The organism is Streptomyces humidus (assembly GCF_014649655.1).
GTDB lineage: Bacteria > Actinomycetota > Actinomycetes > Streptomycetales > Streptomycetaceae > Streptomyces > Streptomyces humidus.
Window position 1 is genome coordinate 1 of record NZ_BMTL01000059.1, and the last position, 22,344, is coordinate 22,344.

Genomic DNA, 22,344 nt, shown 5'->3' on the forward strand with positions numbered 1-22,344 from the left:
GCGCTTGATCGACCTGCCCACCTACCCCTTCCAGCACCAGCACTACTGGATGGAGCAGCTGACGTCGGGCGACGTCGTCTCGGCCGGACAGGTCGCGGCGAGCCATCCGATGCTGGACGCGGTGGTGCGCGTCGCAGGTTCCGACGAGGTGGTGTTCACCGGCAGGCTGTCGGCGCGCACGCACGCCTGGATCACCGAACACGAGCTGGGCGGAAGGGCGTTGGTGCCCGGTACCGCGTTGCTCGACATGGCGATCTGGGCCGGTGACGAGACCGGCTGCTCCGGCGTGGACGAGATGGTGGTCACCGCACCGCTGGTCATTCCCGAGACAGGCGGGGTGCGCGTCCAGCTCGTGGCCGGCGAGCCGCAGGACACCGGGAACCGGCCCTTCTCCCTCTACTCGTGCCGGGAGGACGAGCAGGACTGGACCTGCCACGCCACCGGCATGCTGGCCGCCTCGGCCCCCGAGCCGGACTTCGAGCTGAGCCAGTGGCCGCCGGCCGGTGCCCAGCCCATGGCCACCGACGGTTTCTACGAGCGGCTCGCGGAGCACGGGTACGTCTACGGTCCGATGTTCCGCGGACTGCGGACGCTGTGGCGGCGCGACCGGGCCGCGGGCGGCCCCGAGTTCTTCGCCGAGGTGACGCTGCCGGAACACGCGGACACCGCGCGGTTCGGGATCCACCCCGCCCTGTTCGACGCGGCCATCCATCCCCGCGTCGTCGCCGCGATCGCCGACGCGGGCGACGACTTCACGCTCCTGCTGCCGTTCGTCTGGAACGGGATCAGCCTCTACGCCACCGGGGCGAACTCGCTGCGGGTCCGGGTGGTCATCGACGACGAGAGCGACGGCGGGACCTCCTGCCAGGTGCAGCTCGCCGACGAGGCGGGACAGCCGGTCGCCGAGGTGCGCTCGGTGGAGGCGCGCCCGGTGTCGGCCGACCGGCCGGAAGCGCGGGACGAGACGGCCGGAACGCTGTTCGGCGTGGACTGGGCTCCGGTCGAGCTGAGCCCGGCCGAGCCGGCCGGACAGTGGGTCCTGATCGGCGCCCACAGTCGCACCGTCGGCGGGACCTCGCCCCTCGACCGCCGTGCGACGCTGACGGACGCGGCCGGGGCCGACGTGCTGGTCGTCTCCTACGGCGGACAGCCCGAAGGCGACGTCGTCGCACCGGTGCACGACACCGCCGTCGAGGCCCTGGCCCTGGTCCAGGAGTGGCTGAGCGACGACCGGTTCCTGGCGAGCCGCCTCGTCGTGACCACCCGCGGCGCGGTGGCGGCCGAGGGCGCGGACGCCCCCGATCTGGCGGGCGCCGCGGTATGGGGTCTGCTGCGGTCCGTGCAGTGGGAGCATCCCGACCGGATCCTGCTGGCGGACGTCGACGACGACCCGGCCTCGCTCGCGATCCTGCCCGCCGTGCTCGCGGCGGGCCACGACCAGGTGGCCGTGCGCGCCGGCGCGGTGACCGTGCCGCGCCTGGCCGTACGCCCCGAGCCCGAGCCCGGGGCGCAGACCGAAGGGCCGGAGCTCGCGGCGGACGGCACGGTCCTCGTCACCGGTGGAACCGGCGCCCTCGGCGCCGTGTTCGCCCGGCACCTGGTCACGGCGTACGGCGTCAGGCATCTCGTCCTGGCCGGCCGCCGCGGCCCCGACGCCCCCGGCGCGGCCGGGCTGGCCGAGGAACTCACCGCGCTCGGCGCCACCGTGCGCACGGTCGCCTGCGACGTGGCCGACCGCACCGCGCTGGCGCGGCTGCTCGCCTCGATCCCCGAGGCGCATCCGCTGACCGGCGTCGTGCACACCGCCGGCGTCATCGACGACGGCGTCGTCACGGCCCTCACCCCCGACCGCGTCGCCGCCGTGCTGCGCCCCAAGGCCGACGCCGCCTGGCATCTGCACGAACTCACCGCCGACGCGGGCCTCGCGATGTTCGTGCTGTTCTCCTCGCTCGCCGGCACGCTGGGCAATCCGGGCCAGGCCGCCTACTCGGCGGCCAACCACTTCCTCGACGCGCTCGCCCGGCTGCGTCGCGCCCGAGGCCTTCCCGCCGTCTCCCTCGGCTGGGGCCTGTGGAACGCGGAGGGCGGAATGCAGTCCGGGGTCGCCGCCGAGGGGCCCGACCAGCTGCGGCGCTCGGGCCTGCGGCCCCTCTCCGCGGAAGGCGGCGTGGCGCTGTTCGACCGGGCGCTCGCCCTGAACGATCCGGTGACGCTGCCGGCCCGCCTCGACCTGCGGGCGCTGCGCTCCGGAACGGCCCCGGTCCCGCCGATGCTGCGCCCCCTGGTCGGCCGCCCGGCGCGCCGGACGGTGCGCAAGGACGTGGGCGACCGGAGTCCGCTGGCCGGCCGGCTGGCGGCCCTGCCGCCGCACGAGCGGCGCGAGCAGGCCGTCGACGTGGTGCGGACCGAGGTGGCCGCGGTGCTGGGGTACGGCGGCGGCGAACGGGTCAACGAGAACGTGCCGTTCCGTGAGCTGGGCTTCGACTCGCTGACCGCGGTCGAGCTGCGCAACCAGCTGACGGCGGTGACCGGCCTGCGGCTGTCGCCCGGGGTGGTGTTCGACTATCCGACGGTCTCGGCGCTCGCCGAGCACCTGCTGGCCGAGCTGAGCGGCGATCTGCCGGCCGCGGCGAAGGCCGTCGCCGCGGCGGTCCCGGGGGCCGGCGGCGAGAGCGACCCGGTCGTGATCGTCGGCATGGCCTGCCGTTTCCCCGGCGGGGCCACCACGCCCGAGGAGCTGTGGCGGCTCGTCGCCGACGGCGTGGACGCGATCTCCGACATGCCGGACGACCGCGGCTGGGACGTCGAGGGGCTCTGGGACCCGGACCCGGACAAGCCCGGGACCTTCTACACCCGGGTCGGCGGGTTCATCGACGACGCCGCCGACTTCGACGCCGGCTTCTTCGGCATCTCGCCGCGCGAGGCGCTGGCGATGGACCCGCAGCAGAGGCTGCTGCTGGAGACGTCGTGGGAGGCCCTGGAGAGCGGCGGAATCGACCCGCTGTCGCTGCGGGGCAGCGACACGGGCGTCTACACGGGGCTGACCGCGCAGGACTACGGGTCGGGCGCCGGCGCGGCCGAGGAGGGCGGCGAGGGGTACCTGCTGACGGGATCCACGACGTCCTTCGGCTCCGGCCGCATCTCCTACGTGCTCGGGCTGGAGGGCCCGACGATGTCCATCGACACCGCCTGCTCGTCGGTTCTGGTGTCGATGCACCTCGCGGCCAACGCCCTGCGCAGCGGGGAGTGCGGGCTGGCGCTCGCGGGCGGCGCGACGGTGATGGCGCAGCCCATCGGGTTCATCGAGTTCTCCCGGCAGCGCACGCTCGCCCCGGACGGCAGGTCCAAGGCGTTCGCCGAGTCGGCCGACGGCACCGGATGGTCCGAGGGCGTGGGCCTGTTCGTGCTGGAACGGCTCTCCGACGCCCGGCGCAACGGACATCCGGTGCTCGCGGTCGTCCGGGGCAGCGCGGTGAACTCCGACGGCGCGTCCAACGGCCTCACCGCGCCGAACGGTCCGGCCCAGCAACGGGTGATCCGGCAGGCGCTGGCGAACGCCGGCCTCGCGCCGTCCGAGGTCGACCTCATCGAGGCCCACGGGACGGGCACCCAGCTCGGCGACCCGATCGAGGCGCAGGCCCTGATGGCGACCTACGGCCGGGACCGGCCGGCGGACCGTCCGGCATGGCTGGGATCGGTGAAGTCGAACATCGGGCACGCCCAGCACGCCGCCGGGGCCGGCGGTCTGATCAAGGCAGTCATGGCCATGCGGCACGGCCTGATGCCCAAGACCCTGCACGTGGACACGCCGACGCCCTCGGTGGACTGGTCCTCGGGCGCGGTGCGACTGCTGACCGAGGCCCGCCCGTGGCCGGAGCTCGACCGTCCGCGCCGGGCGGCGGTGTCGGCGTTCGCGCTGAGCGGCACCAACGCGCACCTCGTCCTGGAGCAGGCCCCCGAGGACCCGGCCGAGGTCCCGGCGGCGCCCCCGGCGTCCCTGCCCGCGGTGCCGTGGGTGCTGTCGGCCAAGTCACCGCAGGCACTGCGCGAGCAGGCCGCCCGCCTGCTGTCCGCCGTGGACGGCGACAGCGCGCCGACCCCGCTCGACGTCGGGTTCTCGCTGGCGGCCCGCTCGGTGTTCGACCACCGGGCGGTGCTCGTCACCGAGGGCGGCGCCGAGGCGCTGTCGGGGCTGCGGGCGATCGCCGAGGCCGAGGCGCCCGCGGCCGCGGACGGCCGGACCGCGTTCCTGTTCACCGCCGGGTCCGCGGACGGCCCCGAGGACGAGCTGCGCACGACGTCGCCCGTGTACGCCCGGGCCTACGAGGACACGCTGGCCGCGCTCGGCGAGCGGGGGGAGGCGGCGGCCCTGCTCGCGGCCGAGGTCGCGTTGTTCCGCCTGCTGGAGTCCTGGGGCGTCGTCTTCGGCTGCGTGGCCGGGGCCGGCGTCGGGGAGATCGCCGCCGCGTACGTGGCCGGAGCGCTCTCGCCCGCAGACGCGGCCCTGCTGGTGACGGCCGGCGAGGACGCCGGGGTGACGTGCGGCGAACCGCGGATCCCGGTGGTGTCGCTCGGCGCCGGCCGGCCGCTCGTGGCCGGCGACCCGGTGGGCCGGTCCGGATCCGGCGGGACCGCCGCCGCCGAGCGGTGGATGACCGAGCAGCGCGTCACCCGGTTCGCCGAGTCCGGTCCGCTGCGGACCCTCGCGGGGTCGACGCCCCTGGGCGCGGACGGCCGCCCACGGCTGCGCACGGTGCTCGACGGCGTGGCCGCGCTCTTCGTCGCCGGGGCGGACGTCGACTGGACGGCCGTGTTCGCAGGCACCGGAGCCAGGCGCACGAGCCTGCCCACGTACCCGTTCCAGCGCGCGCGGTACTGGCCGGCCGAGGCGGCCGCCACGGGCGCGGACCTCGCCCCCGACCTCGCGGAGCACGCCCTGCTCGGCACGGCCGTTTCGGTGGCGGGCCGGGACGAGCTGGTGTTCACCGGCCGGCTGTCGCTCGCGACCCGTCCCTGGCTGGCGGACCACGTCGTCGCCGGTGTGCCGGTGCTGCCCGCGGCCGCGCTGGTCGACATGGCGTTCCGGGCCGGTGACATCAGCGCCTGCCCGGAGCTGGCCGAACTGACCGTCACCGAGCCGCTCGTGCTGCCCGCCGAGGGCAGTGTCGAGGTCCAGGTCGTGACCGGGGCGCCAGGCGAGGCCGGGCGGCGCACGGTGGGCGTGTACACCCGGCCCGGCGACGCGACCGGCCCCGACGGCGTGTCGGGGGAGTGGACCTGCCACGCCACCGGCGTCCTCGCCCCCGCCACCGCCCGCCCGCGCTCCGAGCCGGCCGTGTGGCCGCCGGCCGGCGCCGCGGCGGTGGACTTCGCCTACGAGGACCTGGCCGACGCGGGCCACCGTCCCGGCGAGACGTTCCGCGGCCTGGAGTCCGTGCTGCGGCGCGGCGACGAGCTGTTCGCCGAGGTACGGCTGCCCGAACGGGCGGTCGCCGAGGCGGGCCGCTTCGGCATCCACCCGGCCCTGCTGGAGGCGGCCGTGCAGCCGCTGCTGATCGGCGCTCCCGCGGGCGCGCCGGACGACACGGCCCGGCTGCCGCTCGCCTGGGAGGGCGTCTGCCTGCACGCCGCCGAGGCGACCGTCCTGCGCGTGGCCCTGACGCCCGCCGGACCGGACGCGTTCCGGCTGGAGGCGCTCGACGAGGCCGGACTGCCGGTCCTGACGGCCGAGTCGGTGCGCCTCCTCGCGGCGCGCCCGACGCCGAGGGACGGCGCGGCGCCCGAACCCGTGGGCGCGGCCTCGCTGTTCGAACTGCGCTGGACCCCGGTGGATCCGCCGGAGGACGAGGAGCCCGAGAGCCTGCTCGCCCTGCTCGGCGACGGCGACGGCGACAGCGGTGAGGGCGACGACGGGTACCTCGCGGCGATCGCGCCGCTGCGCTTCGACGACGTCAAGGAGGCGGCCGCGTCCTACACCCCCTGGGACGCCCTGCTGATGTGCCCGTCAGAGCCCGGCCAGGACGCCGGCCGGGCGGCCGCCGTGCACCGGGCGGTGCGCCGGGCCCTCGACGCGGCCCAGGCCTGGCTGGCCCAGGAGGACCTGCCCGACAACCGTCTGGTCGTGGTGACCCGTCGGGCGATGGCCGTCGAACCTGACGACGACGTCCGGGATCCGGCCGGCGCCGCGGTATGGGGCCTGCTGCGGTCGGCCCAGGCGGAGAACCCCGACCGGATCGTGCTGGTCGACCTCGACGACGACCCGGCCTCGGCCGAGCTGCTGTTCCTGGCGGCCCGGACTCCCGAGCCCCAACTGGCCGTGCGCGGCGGGCGGATGCTAGCGCCCCGCCTCGTGCCGACGGACGCGGAGGCCGGGGCGCCGCCCGCGCCGGCGGCCGACGGCACCGTGCTGGTCACCGGCGCCGACGAGGCCCTGGGCGCGCTGTTCGCCCGGCACCTCGTCACCGCGTACGGGGTGCGGCGCCTGGTGCTCGCCGCCCCGCACGCGGCGGACCCGTCCGCCCTGCGGCTGCGTGACGAGCTGGCCGGGCTCGGGGCGACCGCCACGGTCGCCGGCTGTGACCTGGCCGACCGGGACGCCGTGCGCGCCCTGCTCGCGGACATCCCCGCCGACCGCCCGCTGACCGGCGTCGTCCACACCCAGAACGTCCTGGACGACGGCGTGTTCACCGGGCTGACCGCCGAGCGCGTCGCGGACGTGCTGCGGCCCAAGGTGGACGGGGCATGGCATCTGCACGAGCTCACCGCGGACGCCCCGCCCGCCCTGTTCGTGCTGTTCTCCTCGGTCGTCGGCATGCTCGGCAGCCCGGGACAGGCCAACTTCGCCTCGGCGAACGCCTACCTGGACGCGCTGGCCGTGCGCCGCCGGGCCGGGGGAGCGCCCGCGGTGTCGCTGGCCTGGGGCCGGATGGTCGACGGGGGGCAGTCCGGCCTGCGGGTGATCGCCGAGGACGAGGCCGCCGCCCTGTTCGACGCCGCGCTGGCCACCGGGCGGACCGTCGTCGCGCCCGCCCCGCTCGACCTGGCCGCGCTGCGCCGCGACGCCGACCGGGTCCCGCCGGTGCTGCGCGCTCTGGCGCCACGCGGCGAACGCCGCAAGGCGAGCGCCGAACGGCCGGGCGACCGGTTCGCCGACATGAGCAGGGCCGAGGCGCAGACGTACCTGCGTGACCTGGTGCGCGCCGAGGCGGCCGGGGTGCTCGGCCATGCGACCCCGGAGAACCTGCGGTGGGAGGTGTCCTTCCGGGACTCCGGCTTCGACTCCCTGTCCGCGGTGCAGTTCCGCAACCGGCTGGCCGAGCGGACCGGCCTGTCCCTGCCGACCACACTGGTCTTCGACTACGCCTCGCCCGGCGTGCTGGTCGACCACCTGCTCGAACGGCTCGACCTCACCGACGGGGCCGACCACCGCACCGCGCTGGCCGAACTGGACAGACTCGAGGCGATGTTGATGGCCGTCCCGGTGGAGCGGGCGGACGACGGCCAGGGCTCCGGGCACACCGAGATCGCGTCCAGGCTGTCCGCCATCCTCTCCCGCTGGAACAAGGCCTGGACCGACGCGCGGCCCGACGTGGCCCACGGCGCCGACGGGACCGATCTGGCCGACGCGACCGAGAACGAGGTCTTCGACTTCATCGACCGGGCGCTCGGCCGCTCGTCCGCACACCCGAACCGCTGACCACCAGGAGACATGGTGAACGCACCCACCCGATACGCCGAAGCCCTACTGACCGGAATGCTCGGCGCCTTCGGTCTGGACGTCGAGTACGTCCGGGCGGAGAAGAACAGCCTGTACTACCTGGACGACACCGGTGCGGAGGTGCCGGTGCTCGACCTGGTCGGCGGCTGGGGCTCGCTGATGCTCGGGCACAACCACCCGGAGATCGTGGCCTACGCGAAGGAGCTGCTGGAGACCGGCTGGCCGGTGCACTCACAGCACTCCGCGCACCCGGTCGCCGACCAGGTGGGCGCGGTGCTGAACGGCATCGTCGGCAGGGAGTTCCCCGGCGCCGAACCGCACTCGGTCGTCTTCGCCAACAGCGGCGCGGAGGCGGTCGAAGCGGCGGTCAAGCACTGCGAGTTCGACCGCGTGCTGCGGATGAAGAGCCTGTTCGAGCAGATCGAGTGGAACGCCGACGTCGCGCTGACCGCGCTGCGCGAGGGCGCCGCGGCGCTCCCGGACGACACGTCCCTGCTGCCCGGCGACATGCCGGCGCCGACCACCGTCGAGGAGTTCGGGGCGCTGCTCGGCGCGGTGGCCGCGCACAACCTCGAGCGGGCGGCGACCGCTCCGGTCTTCTTCGCGCTGGAGCGGGCCTTCCACGGAAAGCTCGTCGGCAGCACCCAGTTCACCTACAACCCGCTCTTCCGCGCGGCGTTCGCCTCCCTCGGGCGGGAGGTGTGCTTCGTGCCGCCCAACGACGCCGCGGCGTTCGAGGACATCCTCTCCGAGCACCGGGTCACCGTGCTCGACGTCGAGGTCGTGGACGGCGTGATCACGCTCGTCGAGCGGGAGTTCCCCGCCGTCGCCGGTCTGCTCGTCGAACCGATCCAGGGCGAGGGCGGCATCCACGCGCTGACCCCCGAGTTCGCCGCCCGCATCCGGGAGATCTGCGACGAGGTCCGGTGCCCGATCGTCGTCGACGAGATCCAGACCGGGATGGGGCGCACGGGGACGTTCTTCGCCAGCTCCGCCATCGGGCTGGTCGGCGACGCTTACGTGCTGGGCAAGTCGCTGGGCGGCGGCATCGCCAAGACCTCCGCCATGCTCGTGCGGCAGTCGCGCTACCGGCCCGAGTTCGAGCTGGTGCACAGCTCGACCTTCGCCAAGGACGGCTTCTCCACGGCCGTCGCGCTGCGCACGCTGGAACTCCTCGAGGTCGACGACGGAGCCGCCTACGACCGGGCGGCGGAACGCGGCGAGCGCATTCTCGCCATGCTGCGCGAGCTGGCCGGGGCCTACCCGGACGTCGTGGCCGACGTGCGGGGCAAGGGGCTGCTCATCGGTCTGGAGTTCGCCGACCAGAGCCAGGCCGCGTCACCGGTCATCCGGCAGAAGGCGCTGGCCGGTCTGCTCGTCTTCCAGCTCGGCAGTTACCTGCAGCTGGCCCACCACATCCGCACCGGCCCGACGGCGAGCGTGCCGACGATGCTGCGGATCGAGCCGTCGATCTACATCAGCGACGAGGAGATCGACCAGCTGCGGACCGGCCTCGTCGATGTCTGCGAGATCCTGCGCCACCAGGACGCGCTGACACTGATCCATCCGCTGACCGGCGGCGAGCAGGACCGGGCGCCGCGTTCGGAGATCCGGGACTTCCGGCCGGCGCCGGCGGACGGCGCGGTCGCGGCGGCCGGGCCCGCCACCGCGAAGGCCGGGCTCGTCAGCTACCCGCTGACCCCGGACACGCTGCGCGAGCTCGACCCCTCGCTCGCCGACCTGGACGACGACCGCCTCCTCGCCTACGCCCGCCGCTGCGAGCTGCTCAAGGACCTGCCCGCGTTCGCGCCGGTCCGCTACGACTCGCCGCAGGGCACCTCGGTCGACCTCACCGTCTACCCGCTGCTGGTGACCCAGCAGCAGCTGCGGGAGTACCAGGTGTCCGGCCAGACCTTCCTGATCGGCCTGGACGTCGACCGCCGGGTTCGGGAGGCGAAGGCGGACGGCTGCGGCACCGTCGGCGTCGGGTTCGGTCTCGGCGCGGTGAGCGGTCACGGCGCGGCCCTGCGGGTTCCGGGCATCACGGTGACCGCGGGCAGCGCGCTGGCGGTCGGTTCGGCACTCACCGCCGTCGAGCGCGTCGCCGCCGAACGTTTCGGCGGACCGGACGGCCTGACCGTGGCGGTCGTCGGCGGCGGCGGGCGCACAGGTTCGGCCATCGCCGCGCTGAGCGCGGGGTGGGCCGCCAAGATCATTCTGGTCGGGAGCGGCCGTCCGGGATCGGACGAGCGGCTGCGCGCGACGCGGGTGCGGATCTACCAGGAGGCATGGGAGCGGATCGCTTCCGGAGAAGAGCCGACCGGTGTCTGCGCGGCGCTCGCGACCGAGCCCCTCATCGCCGGATGGCTGGCCGACGGGCGTTCCGCGGACGAGCCGAGCGGTGCGGAGATCGCCGCCTTTATCGATCACGCCCACGACGTCGATCCGTTTGTCGTCGCCACGGATGATCTCCTGTCGGTGGCGAATGCACAGGTGGTGTTCTCGGCTCATTCCAGCCCTGTTCCCGTGCTGGACGAAAAGCATCTCTCCGACCGCGCCATAATCTGCGATATGTCCTTTTTCGGCACCGCGGCCGAAAGTGCTGCATTGGCCTCTCGTGGCGATCTACGTTACGTGCGTGGTGGTATGCTTTCCGTGTCCAATCGCGTTATTCTGCCACGTGGTGTCAGCGCCTCGACGGGCGCGGGTGAATTGTTGGCAGGGGTGGCGGAAGTCATCACACTCGCGTTGTCCGGAAGCAGCGGATCGATGGACGACGGCCTCATCACCCGCGAACGGGTGGACGCCATTGTCGACCTCGCGAAGCAGCACGGATTCGAGACAGTTTCCACCTGATGTCTGCCGAACACCGGTTTGCCGGACCATCGGCCGATGGTCCGGCCTGAGTAATAGAGGGTACGTAGAATGTCAGAGTCAGCAGATTCCGAGGCGAAAGTGGCGGCGGGCGGCGCGGTCGACCCTCACTACGCCAAACGATGGTTGATCCTCGGGGTGATCGGCGTCGCCCAGTTAACGATCTTCCTCGACACCACGGTCGTCAACATCGCGCTGCCGTCGGCCCAGGCTGATCTCGGGTTCGGCGACGGCGACCGGCAATGGGTCGTCACGGCCTACGCGCTCGCCTTCGGCAGCCTGTTGCTGCTCGGCGGCAGGATCGTCGACCTGATCGGCGCCAAGCGGTCGCTGATGGTCTCGATCGTCGGCTTCGGCCTCATGTCGGTGCTGGGCGGCGCGGCCAACGGCTTCCCGATGCTGGTGACGGCCCGCGCGCTGCAGGGCGGGTTCGCCGCCCTCGTCGCGCCGGCGGCGCTGTCGTTTCTGCTGACCGTCTTCAAGGACCCGAAGGAACGGGTCACGGCGTTCGGGGTCTACGGCGCTCTGGGCAGCGGCGGTCTGACGCTCGGCCTGGTCCTCGGCGGCGCGTTGACCGACTGGCTGGACTGGCGCTGGTGCCTGTACATCAACGTGATCTTCACGGCGGCCGTCTTCGTGGGCGCGCTGCTCACGATGGAGAACCGGCGGGCCGAGGACCGTCCGGAGAAACTCGACCTGCCCGGCACGGTGACGGCCTCGGTCGGCCTGTTCTGCCTCGTCTACGGCCTGTCCAACGCCGACGACGGTGACTGGAGCAAGCCCGAGGTGTGGGGGCTGCTCGTCGGCAGCGCGGTGCTGCTGATCGCGTTCGTGCTGTTCGAGCTGCGCTCGCGCAACCCGCTGCTGCCCATGCGGATCGTGCAGCACCGCAACCGCGGCAGCGCCTACATGGCGATGTTCCTGCTGGGCATCGGCCTGTTCGTGCAGTTCCTGTTCCTGACGTACTACCTCCAGCTGATCCTGGAGTTCTCCGCGATCCAGAGCGGCCTGGCCTTCCTGCCGATGATCGTCGGCATCGCCATCGGCGCCACCACCCTGCCGCCGGTGCTGGAGCCCAAGGTCGGGGCGCGTGTCCTGATCCCGGCCGGTCTGCTGCTGGCCGCGGTGGGATCGTTCTGGCTCAGCCGGCTCACCACGGACAGCTCGTACGCGGGCGGCGTGCTGGCCCCGGCCCTCATCGCCGGCATCGGCTTCGGGCTCGTCGTCTCGCTCGGCGCGGCCGTGGCCACCGTCGGCGTCGAGGCACAGGACGCGGGAGCCGCGTCCGCGCTGGTCAACACGGTGCAGCAGGTGGGCGGTTCCATCGGCACCGCGCTGCTGAGCACCCTCGCGATCACCGCGGCGGACCACTTCGTCGAAGGCAAGAAGCCCTCGCCGCAACTGGTCGCGGACGCCGCCGTGGAGAGCTACACGACCGCCTTCTTCTGGGGCGCCGTGGTCTTCGTCGCCGGGGCGGTCCTCTGCGCGCTGCTGTTCGACCGCCACGTGACGGCGCAGGCCGACCCCGAGGTCGGCGAACGCGCCGCCGTGCCCAGCGTCTGATCCCGCACGCCGTTCGACCCCGACCGGTCGTCGCCTGGTACTTGGTTCCCCGTACCAGCGCGGCGGCCGGTTTTCGTATGCCGGTCGCTGGGCCCGGCCGGGCGGAGGGGATTGACTCGTGCGTGAGACGCGGTGCGTGAGCGCTCCCCGATCCGGGAGCCCAACGACCCATGACCGAAGGGGATTCCGTGACAGCAGTGACCAGTGAGCAGGTGGAGGAGACGGCCGCACCGGCGGTCGACCCGGCGGAGCTCGTGGCCCGCGCCCGCGAGCTTGCTCCGCTGATCCGCGAGAACGCGGTGAAGACCGAGCAGGACCGCAGGCTCGCCGAGGAGGTCGTGGTCGCACTGCGGGACGCGGGCCTGTTCCGGCTCTCCACGCCGACCCGGTTCGGCGGCTACGACCTGAAGATGTCGGACCTGCTCGCGACCATCGCCGAGGTCGGCAAGGCCTGCGGGTCGGCCGGCTGGAATTTGTCCATCGACACCGCGTCGACCCGGTTCGCGCTCAACGCGCTGCCGGAGACCGCGCTGGCGGAGATGTTCGAGGGCAATCCCGACGCCTATGTGATCTCCACGGCCCACCTGAGCACCACGAAGGCGTGGCGTGCCGAGGGCGGGTTCCGGATCACCGGCACCTTCCCGTGGAGTTCCGGCTGCGAGATCGCGGACTGGGCCTACATCCCCGTCGTGCACGTCTACGACGGCGACGAGCAGACCGCGGACCTCGTGGGCGTCGTCGTGCCCATGAGCGACCTGAAGATCGAGCGGACCTGGCACACGGCCGGTCTGGCGGGCTCGGGCACCCACACCGTGGTCGCCGAGGACGTGTTCGTCCCGGAGCGCCTCGCGGTGCCGTTCAGCCTCACCGACCTGGTGGGCGAGGACGAGCGGGACAGCATGCTCATCCAGGGCAGCGCGCAGTCGCTCGCCGCGATCGTCGGCGCGGCGCAGGGCGCGCTGGAGGTCACCCGGCAGGCGCTCGACAAGAAGCGGCCGATCACCTACGTCAACTACGAGGCGGCCGTCGACGCTCCGTCGGTGCAGCTGTGGTTCGCCGAGGCCGCGCATCTCATCGAGAGCGCCCACCTGCACCTGCGGGAGATCGGCGCCAGTCTCGACGGCATCCCCGAGACCCAGCCGGTGCCGTGGGCGGAGCGCGCGCGGATCCGCATGCACCAGAAGTCGGCCCAGGAGAAGTCCCGGGCGGGCGTGGAGAAGCTCCTCGACGTCGTCGGCGGAAGTGCTTTCGCCCTGTCGAATCCGCTGCAGCGCCTCTGGCGCGACATAGCGGTGATGAGCCGGCACACCGCGCTGAACGCGCCTATCATCATCGAGGACTACAGCCGTGCGCTGCTGGACATCCACCCTTCGGTGACTCTCCTATACTGAGGCCGGCTGAGGCCGACTGAGGTCCACTGAGTTCTACCGAGGTTTACCGAGGTTTACCGAGGTTTACCGAGGTTTACCGAGGCGTTCAGCCGGTCCATTCATCATGGTGTGGCAGTTCGTCTCAGAATTCACACGCGTCGGTATTGCTCTGCGTCCGGGAATTCCTTCCAGGTCGTCGGGCAATACCGATGCGCTTTTTCTTCCGCTGTTCTCCGAAGGGTCCGGACTGTCGTCGGCCACCATATTCCCGGCGGCTTTTTGGGCCCGTGAAACAAGCCGTCTCCGCGATCCCCATTGTTGACTGACGACATGAGACGGATCGCCGTGGTCGGGTTGGCTTGTCGGTTGCCTGGGGCCGGCGACGGCCACGCATTCTGGCGGTTGCTGAGCGAGGGGACGAACGCCGTACGAGAGGCGCCCGAGGACCGGTGGCGCGGCGCCGAACTGCCGCACCGTCTCGGTGGTTTCCTCGACCGGATCGACGCGTTCGACGCGGGTTTCTTCGGGGTCTCGCCTCGCGAGGCGGCCGCGATGGATCCGCAGCAGCGCCTGATGCTGGAGCTCGCCTGGGAGGCGCTGGAGGACGCGCGGATCGTCCCCGCGGCGCTCGGCGGCGGCGACACCGGAGTGTTCGTCGGAGCCATGTGGGACGACTACGCCGCCCTGCAGGACCGGCTCGGCGCGGCCGGAGTCGGCCGGCACACCATGACCGGAACCCGGCGCGCGATCATCGCCAACCGGATCTCCCACCACCTCGGCCTGCGCGGACCGAGCCTGAGCGTGGACACCGCGCAGTCCTCCTCCCTGGTGGCCGTCCAGCTCGCGTGCGAGAGCCTGCGCCGCGGCGAGTGCGAGGTCGCCGTCGCCGGCGGGGTGAACCTGAACATCCTGGCCGAGACGACGCTCGGCGCGGTCCGCTTCGGCGGCCTGTCCCCGGACGGCCGGTGCTTCACCTTCGACGCCCGGGCCAACGGGTTCGTGCGGGGCGAGGGCGGCGGCGCCGTCGTCCTCAAGCCCCTGGACGCCGCGCTCGCCGACGGCGACGACGTCTACTGCGTCCTCGAGGGCGGCGCCATGAACAACGACGGCGCGGGAGAGGGCGAGCACACCGGCCTCACCGTGCCGAGCCGCACCGCCCAGGAGGCCGTCGTGCGCCGGGCCTGCCGGGAGGCGGGCGTCGAGGCGTCGGACGTGCAGTACGTGGAACTCCACGGCAGCGGCACCAAGGTCGGCGACCCGATCGAGGCGGCGGCGCTCGGCGCGGCGCTCGGACGCGCCCGGCGGCCCGGCTCGCCGCTGCCGGTGGGGTCGGTCAAGACCAACATCGGGCACCTGGAGGGCGCCGGCGGGATCGCCGGTCTGCTCAAGGTGGCGCTGAGCATCCGCCACCGGATGCTGCCGCCGAGCCTGAACTTCGTCACCCCGCACCCGGACATCCCCCTCGACGAGCTGGGCCTGCGGGTCCAGACCGAACTGACGCCGTGGCCGTCGCCCGACCGGCCGCTGGTGGCCGGGGTGAGTTCGTTCGGCATGGGAGGCAGCAATTGCCATCTGGTCGTCGGCGAACCCCCGGCGGCCGCGTCGGCGCCCGCCTCGGCGCCCGCGCCGGAGGCCGGCCGGCCCGCCCGGGAGGGCGTGCTGGTGTGGCCGGTCGCCGGCCGCACCGACCAGGCCCTGCGCGCCCAGGCCGCCCGGCTGCTGTCCTTCGTAGACGAAAACGCCGAGTCCGCCGCCGACATCGGCCTGTCCCTCGCCACCACCAGGACCGCCTTCCGCCACCGCGCGGTCGTGGTCGCCGACGACCCCGCCCGGCTGCGGCGGCGTCTCGCCGAGTTCGCCGGCGGTGCGGCCGTCGCCGGAGTCGTCGAGGGCCAGGCCACGACGACCGGCGAAGTGGTGTTCGCCTTCCCCGGCCAGGGAGCCCAGTGGGCCGGCATGGCCGTCGAACTGCTCGACGCCGTACCGGAGTTCGCGGCATCCATCCGGGCCTGCGAAGAGGCGTTCGCGCCCTATGTCGACTGGTCGCTGAACGAGGCGCTGCGCGACCGCACCGCGCTGGAGCGGGTGGACGTCGTCCAGCCGGCGCTCTTCGCGGTGATGGTGTCGCTCGCGGACCTGTGGCGCTCCTGCGGAATCGAGCCGGCGGCGGTCGTCGGCCACAGCCAGGGGGAGATCGCCGCCGCCTGCGTGGCGGGCGCCCTGTCGCTCGAGGACGCCGCGCGGGTGGTGACGTTGCGCAGCCAGGCGCTGTCGGCGCTGTCCGGCGGCGGCGCGATGGTGTCGGTGCTGCTGTCCGCCGACGAGGTCCGCGAGCGTATCGCCGAGTGGGACGGCGCGGTGTCGGTCGCGGCGGCCAACGGCCCCTCGTCGGTGGTGCTCTCCGGCGACCCCCTGGCGCTGGACGAGCTGGTCGCCCGGTGGACCGCCGAAGGCGTCGAGACCAGGCGGATCGCCGTCGACTACGCCTCCCACTCGCCCCAGGTCGAGCAGATCCGGGAACGGCTGCTCAGCGTCCTGGACGGCATCCGGCCGCGGACCTCACAGGTGCCCTTCTACTCCACGGTGACCGGCGGCCCGCTCGACACCGCCGAGCTGGACGCCGGGTACTGGTACCGCAATCTGCGCCGGACCGTGGAACTGGAGCGGGCGACCACCGCCCTGGTGCGCGACGGGCACACGGTGTTCGTCGAATGCAGCCCGCATCCGGTGCTGCTGCCCGCCCTGCGGGAGACGATGGAGCAGGAGGGAGCGGACTCCGGCGTGGTCACCGGCTCGCTGCGCCGGGGCCAGGGCGGCCCGGAGCGGTTCCTGACCTCGCTCGCCGGCCTGCACGTCCGCGGTGTGGACGTCGACTGGGCGAGGGTGTTCGCCCTGCGCGGCGCCCGCACGGTGAGCCTGCCCGCCTACGCCTTCCAGCGCGAGCGCCACTGGCTCGCCGAGACCGGCGCCCGGCCCGCCGCCTCGGAGCCGGCCGGACCCGCCTCCGCTCCGGCCCCCGAGGCCCTCGCCCCGGCGGGACCCGCCGCCGGGTCCGGCGCCGCGCCTGCCGCCGTCCCCGAGCCGCTGGGACTGGTGCGATCGGCCCTCGCGGTCGTGCTCGGGCACGCGGGCGGCGACGCGGTCGATCCCGGCACGACCTTCAAGGAGCTGGGGGTCGACTCGCTGTCGGCCGTGGAGCTGCGGGACCGGCTGAGCGCGGCGACCGGTCTCACCCTGCCGACGGGTGTGCTGTTCGGGCACCCGACCCCGGCCCGGCTCGCCGCCCACCTGCGGACCCTGCTGTCCGGCGGCGCCGACGCCGCAGGGGACGGCGGCGTCCCGACCGCCGACCCGGCCACCGGGGCCGACGAGCCGATCGCGATCGTGGGCATGGCCTGCCGCCTTCCCGGCGGCGTCACCTCGCCCGAGGACCTCTGGCGGCTCGTCATGGACGGCGCCGACGCCATCTCGGAGTTCCCCGCGAACCGCGGCTGGGACGTCGACCGGCTCTACGACGCCGACCCCGACCGCGCGGGCACGTCCTACACCCGGCACGGCGGATTCCTGCACGACGCCGACGAGTTCGACCCCGAGTTCTTCGGGATCTCGCCGCGCGAGGCGCTGGCGATGGACCCGCAGCAGCGGCTGCTGCTGGAGACCTCGTGGGAGGCCCTCGAACGGGCCGGCATCGACCCCACGAGCAGGCGGGGCGCCCCGGTGGGCGTCTTCGTCGGGGCCATGGCGCAGGACTACGGCCCCCGCCTGCAGGCCGCGCACGCCGAGTCGGACGGCTACCGGCTCACCGGCAGCACGATCAGCGTCGCGTCCGGCCGGATCGCCTACACGCTCGGACTCCAGGGCCCCGCGGTCACCGTGGACACCGCCTGCTCCTCGTCGCTGGTCGCACTGCACCTGGCCGCGCAGGCCCTGCGCGGCGGCGAGTGCTCGCTGGCCCTGGCCGGCGGCGTCGCGGTGATGTCCGGCCCCGGGATGTTCGTCGAGTTCAGCCGGCAGCGCGGGCTGGCCGAGGACGGCCGGTGCAAGGCTTTCTCCGCCGCCGCGGACGGCACCGGGTGGGCCGAGGGCGCGGGCGTCGTCGTACTGGAAAGGCTCTCGGACGCCCGGCGCGAAGGACACCGGGTGCTGGCCGTGGTGCGGGGCAGCGCGGTCAACCAGGACGGCGCGTCCAACGGGCTCACCGCGCCCAACGGAGCCGCACAGGAGCGGGTGATCCGCCAGGCCCTCGCCGGGGCCGGACTGTCCACCGCCGACGTCGACGTCGTCGAGGCGCACGGCACCGGGACGAAGCTCGGCGACCCGATCGAAGCCGAGGCGCTCGCCCAGACGTACGGCCGCGACCGGGAGCCGGGCCGCCCCCTGCTGCTCGGGTCGCTGAAGTCCAACATCGGGCACGCCCAGGCCGCGGCCGGGGTGGCCGGCGTGATCAAGACGGTGCAGGCGCTGCGGCACCGGACGGTGCCCAGGACGCTGCACGCCGACGAGCCCACCCCGCACGTGAACTGGGCGGCGGGCGCGCTGGAGCTGGTGACCGAGGCCCGCCCATGGCCCGAGACCGGCCGCACGCCCCGGGCCGCGGTGTCCTCGTTCGGGATCAGCGGCACCAACGCGCACGTCGTCATCGAGCAGGCCCCGCCGGAGGCCGAGCCGGAGCCCGAGGGGCTGTCCGAACCCGAGCCGACGTCCGAAGCCTCGCCAATGCCCGAAGCCTTGCCGACGTCCGAGCCCGAGGCGGCCTCCGAGGCCGAGCCGACATCCGCGCCCGGGGCGACGCCCCTACCCCGGCCGACGCCCGCACAGGAGCCGGAGGCGGAGCCGGTGTCCGGGGCCGGGGCGGACCAGGGGGAGGAGCGCGCCGAGGCGGCCGGTCCGGTGCTGCCGTGGGTGTTCTCCGCGAGCAGCGAGGACGCCTTGGCGGTCCAGGCCGCCGCACTGCTGGACTTCGTGGACGCCCACCCCGCCGCGGACCCGGCCGACACCGCGTTCTCGCTGGCCGCCGCCCGGTCGGGCCTGCCGCACCGGGCCGCGGTCCTCGCCGACGGCCTGCCCGCGCTGCGCCGGGGCCTGACCGCCCTCGCGGCCGGCGCCGAGGCGCCCGGCGTGCTGCGCGGCGCCGCGCGGGACCCGGGCGGCGTCGTGTTCGTCTTCCCCGGCCAGGGCTCGCAGTGGACCGGCATGGCGGTGGAACTGCTGGGGTCGTCGCCGGTGTTCGCCGAGTCGATGCGCGCGTGCGCCGCCGCTCTCGCGCCGCACGTCGACTGGGACCTCTTCGAGGCGCTGAGCGACGCCGACGCGCTGGAGCGGGTGGACGTGGTCCAGCCCGCGCTGTTCGCCGTGATGGTCTCGCTGGCCGCCCTGTGGCGCTCCTACGGCGTGGAGCCCGACGCGGTCGTCGGCCACTCGCAGGGAGAGATCGCGGCCGCCTGTGTCGCCGGGGCGCTCGGTCTCGCGGACGCGGCGAAGGTCGTCGCCCTGCGCAGCAAGGCCATCCTGGCGCTCTCCGGCGCCGGTGGAATGATCTCGGTCGCCCTGTCCGAGGACGAGGCGGCCGCCCGCCTGGGCCGGTGGGAAGGACGGCTGTCGGTGGCCGTGGTGAACGGCCCCGGAGCCGTCGTCGTCGCCGGTGACCTGGACGCGCTGGACGAGCTGGTGGCCGAGTGCGAGTCCGCCGGGGTGCGGGTCAAACGGCTCCCGGTGGACTACGCGTCGCACTCGGCCCAGGTGGAGCGCATCGAGGACGAGCTGGCCACCGTCCTGGGAGGGCTCACGCCCCGCCCGGCGGCGATCCCGTTCTACTCGACGGTGACCGCCGGGCTGCTGGACACCGCCGGCCTGGACGGCGGCTACTGGTATCGCAACCTGCGCCGCCAGGTGCGTTTCGCCGAGACCGTCGCCCTGCTCGCCGAACAGGGACACTCGGCGTTCGTCGAGGTCAGCCCGCATCCGGTGCTGACGGCGGCGGTCGAGGACGTGGCCGGGCAACCGCTCGCCGTCGGCTCCCTGCGGCGCGACGACGGCGGTCCGGAGCGGTTCCTGACCTCACTGGCCGAGGCCTGCGTGCGCGGGCTCGGCCCCGACTGGCGGGCCGTCTTCCCCGGCGCCCGGCCGGTCGACGTGCCCACCACGGTGTTCCGACGGCGGCGCTTCTGGCTGGAGCCGGCGCCCGCCGGCGCGGCGGCGGACGTCGAGGCCGCGGGACTGGCCGCGGCGGACCACCCGCTGCTCGGCGCGGTGGTGGAGCTGCCGGACTCCGGCGGCCTCGTGCTCACCGGACAGCTGTCCCTGCGGGCCCAGCCGTGGCTCGCCGACCACGCGCTCGGCGACACCGTGCTGCTGCCCGGCGCGGCGTTCGTCGAACTGGCGGTCCGCGCGGGCGACGAGGTCGGCTGCGACGAGGTCGCGGAGCTGACGTGCGAGGTGCCGCTGGCACTGCCCGCGCAGGGCGCGGTCGCGGTGCGGGTCACGGTCGGGGAACAGGACGCCTCGGGCCGCCGCGAGCTGGCCGTCCACGCCCGCCCGGCGGACGGTTCCGGCGGCTGGACCCGGCACGCGAGCGGGATGCTCGCCGCCGGCCCGGCAGAGGAGTTCGACCTGACGGCCTGGCCGCCGCCGGGCGCGGTCGCGGTGGAGTGGGACGGCGGATACGACCGCTGGAGCGAGCTCGGCTACCGCTACGGCCCGTCGTTCCGGGGCCTGCGCTCCTGGTGGCGGCGGGACGAGGAGATCTTCGCCGAGGTCGCGCTGCCGCCGGAGTGCGAGGCCGACGCCGGCCGGTTCGCCCTGCACCCGGCGCTGCTGGACGCCGCACTGCACCCCGCGGTCGGCGACGGACGGGAGTGCCGCCTGCCGTTCTCCTGGCAGGGAGTGTCCCTGCGGGCCGCCGGCGCGACCGCGCTGCGGGTGCGGATCACACCGGCCGGCACGGACGCCGTCGCGCTGCGGCTGGCCGACGTCACGGGGGCGCCGGTGGCGTCGGTGGAGTCGCTGGCGCTGCTGCCCGTCCCGGACGCCGAGCTCGGCGTCGGCGCGCCGGACGCGCTGTTCCGGGTCGACTGGGTCGAGGCGCGCCCGGCGCGGACCGCCGCCGACGTCTCGGCCTGGGCGGTCGTCGGCGAAGACGAACTCGGCGTCGGAGCACCGGTCCACGCCGGTCTCGACGCGCTGGCCGACACGGGGCACGTTCCCGCGACGGTGTTCGCGGCGCTGACGGACGAGCCCACCGTGACCGGCGCCCACGCCCTGGCCGCCCGCACCCTGCGGCTGCTGCAGGACTGGCTCGCCGACGAGCGGTTCGCCGCGTCCACGCTGGTGCTGCTCACCCGGAACGCGGTGGTCGTGGAACCCGCCGCGACCGAGGCCCTCGCCGTGGCCGGCGCGGGCGTGTGGGGCATGGTGCGCTCGGCGCAGCGCGAGCACCCCGACCGGTTCGTCCTGATCGACCTGGACGGCCACGAGACGTCTGTGGCGGCGCTGCCGGGCGCCCTGGCCTCCGGGGAGCCGCAGCTCGCCGTCCGCAAGGGACGGCCGACGGCGCCCAGGCTGGCCAGGGTCACCGGCCGGACCGCGCGGCGGCCCGGACCGGCGGCCGGCACCGTGCTGGTGACCGGGGCCGGCGGCACCCTCGGCGGCCTGTTCGCCCGGCACCTGGTGTCCCGCCACGGCGTGACGGACCTGCTGCTGGCGAGCAGACGCGGTCCGGACGCCCCCGGCTCGGCCGAGCTCGCCGCGGAACTGACCGCACTGGGCGCGCACGTCACCGTGGCCGCCTGCGACGTCGCCGACCGGGACGCGCTGGCCGCCCTGCTGGCGTCGGTCCCGGCCGAGCGCCCGCTGACCGGAGTGGTGCACGCCGCCGGGCTCCTCGACGACAGCCTGCTGGAGACGATGCGGCCCGAGCAGCTCGCCCGCGTCCTGCGGCCCAAGGTCGACGCCGCCGTGAACCTGCACGAGCTGACCCGCGACCTCGATCTGTCGATGTTCGTGCTGTTCTCCTCGGTCGCCGGAATCCTCGGTCTGCCGGGACAGGCCAACTACGCGGCGGCCAACGCGTACCTGGACACCCTGGCCCTGCAACGCGCGGCACGGGGCCTGCCGGCCGTGTCGCTCGCCTGGGGCCTGTGGGCGCAGGCCAGCGGGATGACCGGGCACCTCGCGGACGCCGACCTGGACCGGATGCGCCGGGCCGGCCTGGCCCCGCTGTCCTCGGCGGAAGGCCTGGCCCTGTTCGACGCGGCGCTCGCCGGCGGCGAGGCCCTGCTCGTGCCGGCCCGGCTGGAGCCCGCCGCGGTGCGGGCGCACGGCGCGGTGCCGGCGCTGCTGCGCGGCGTGGTCCGCGAGCGGGTCAGAAGAGCCGGGGCCGCCGCGGCCGGGCCCGCCGCCGCGATGACGCTCGGCGACCGGCTCGCCCCGATGTCCGCCGCGGAGCGGGAGGAGGCGCTGCTCGGCCTGGTGCGCGAGCACACCGCCGCCGTGCTGGCGCACGGCGCGCCGGGCTCGGTCGACCCCGGCCGCACCTTCAAGGAACTCGGCTTCGACTCGCTGACCGCCGTGGAGCTGCGCAACCGGCTGGGAACCGCGACCGGACTGCGGCTGCGGGCCACGCTGATCTTCGACTTCCCCACGCCGTCGGCGCTGGTCGCCCACCTCGGCGCGGCGCTCGCCCCGGCCGGGACGACCGCGCCCGCCGGTCCGGCCGGCCCCGCCGGGCAGCCCGGGGAGCCGGCGGCCGAGCTCGACGGGCTGGCGCTCGACGAGCTCTTCGACCTCATCGACGGCGAACTGGGCACGTCCTGACGGAGGGCT

5 protein-coding genes are annotated in these 22,344 nt (G+C 74.4%); all 5 read left to right on the top strand.

The annotated features are described in order from the left end of the window. Window positions 1–49: 49 nt before the first annotated feature. The 5 genes from IE239_RS39200 (at window position 50) to IE239_RS42785 (ending at window position 22,335) form a co-directional block, all read left to right on the top strand. The gene (locus IE239_RS39200; protein WP_229878716.1) at window positions 50–7,696 is read left to right on the top strand and encodes a type I polyketide synthase; all 7,647 of its coding nucleotides are present in this window, start codon (window positions 50–52) and stop codon (window positions 7,694–7,696) included. A gap of 12 nt (window positions 7,697–7,708) precedes the next feature. Continuing rightward, on the top strand, window positions 7,709–10,573 hold the full coding sequence (locus tag IE239_RS39205) for an aminotransferase class III-fold pyridoxal phosphate-dependent enzyme (protein ID WP_229878717.1): 2,865 nt from the start codon (window positions 7,709–7,711) through the stop codon (window positions 10,571–10,573). A 69-nt stretch (window positions 10,574–10,642) separates the two neighbouring features. Then, window positions 10,643–12,154 (top strand): MFS transporter, encoded by a 1,512-nt coding sequence (locus tag IE239_RS39210; protein ID WP_190154222.1) that lies wholly within the window; start codon window positions 10,643–10,645, stop codon window positions 12,152–12,154. A gap of 188 nt (window positions 12,155–12,342) precedes the next feature. Then, on the top strand, window positions 12,343–13,545 hold the full coding sequence (locus IE239_RS39215) for an acyl-CoA dehydrogenase family protein (RefSeq protein WP_190154223.1): 1,203 nt from the start codon (window positions 12,343–12,345) through the stop codon (window positions 13,543–13,545). Between the two features lie 309 nt (window positions 13,546–13,854). After that, on the top strand, window positions 13,855–22,335 hold the full coding sequence (locus IE239_RS42785) for a type I polyketide synthase (protein WP_229878718.1): 8,481 nt from the start codon (window positions 13,855–13,857) through the stop codon (window positions 22,333–22,335). Window positions 22,336–22,344: the final 9 nt, after the last annotated feature.

Coding starts and splice junctions, on each gene's coding strand:
- IE239_RS39205 (WP_229878717.1), top strand. CDS start 7,709: ATGGTGAACGCACCCACCCGATACGCCGAAGCCCTACTGACCGGAATG.
- IE239_RS42785 (WP_229878718.1), top strand. CDS start 13,855: ATGAGACGGATCGCCGTGGTCGGGTTGGCTTGTCGGTTGCCTGGGGCC.
- IE239_RS39200 (WP_229878716.1), top strand. CDS start 50: ATGGAGCAGCTGACGTCGGGCGACGTCGTCTCGGCCGGACAGGTCGCG.
- IE239_RS39210 (WP_190154222.1), top strand. CDS start 10,643: ATGTCAGAGTCAGCAGATTCCGAGGCGAAAGTGGCGGCGGGCGGCGCG.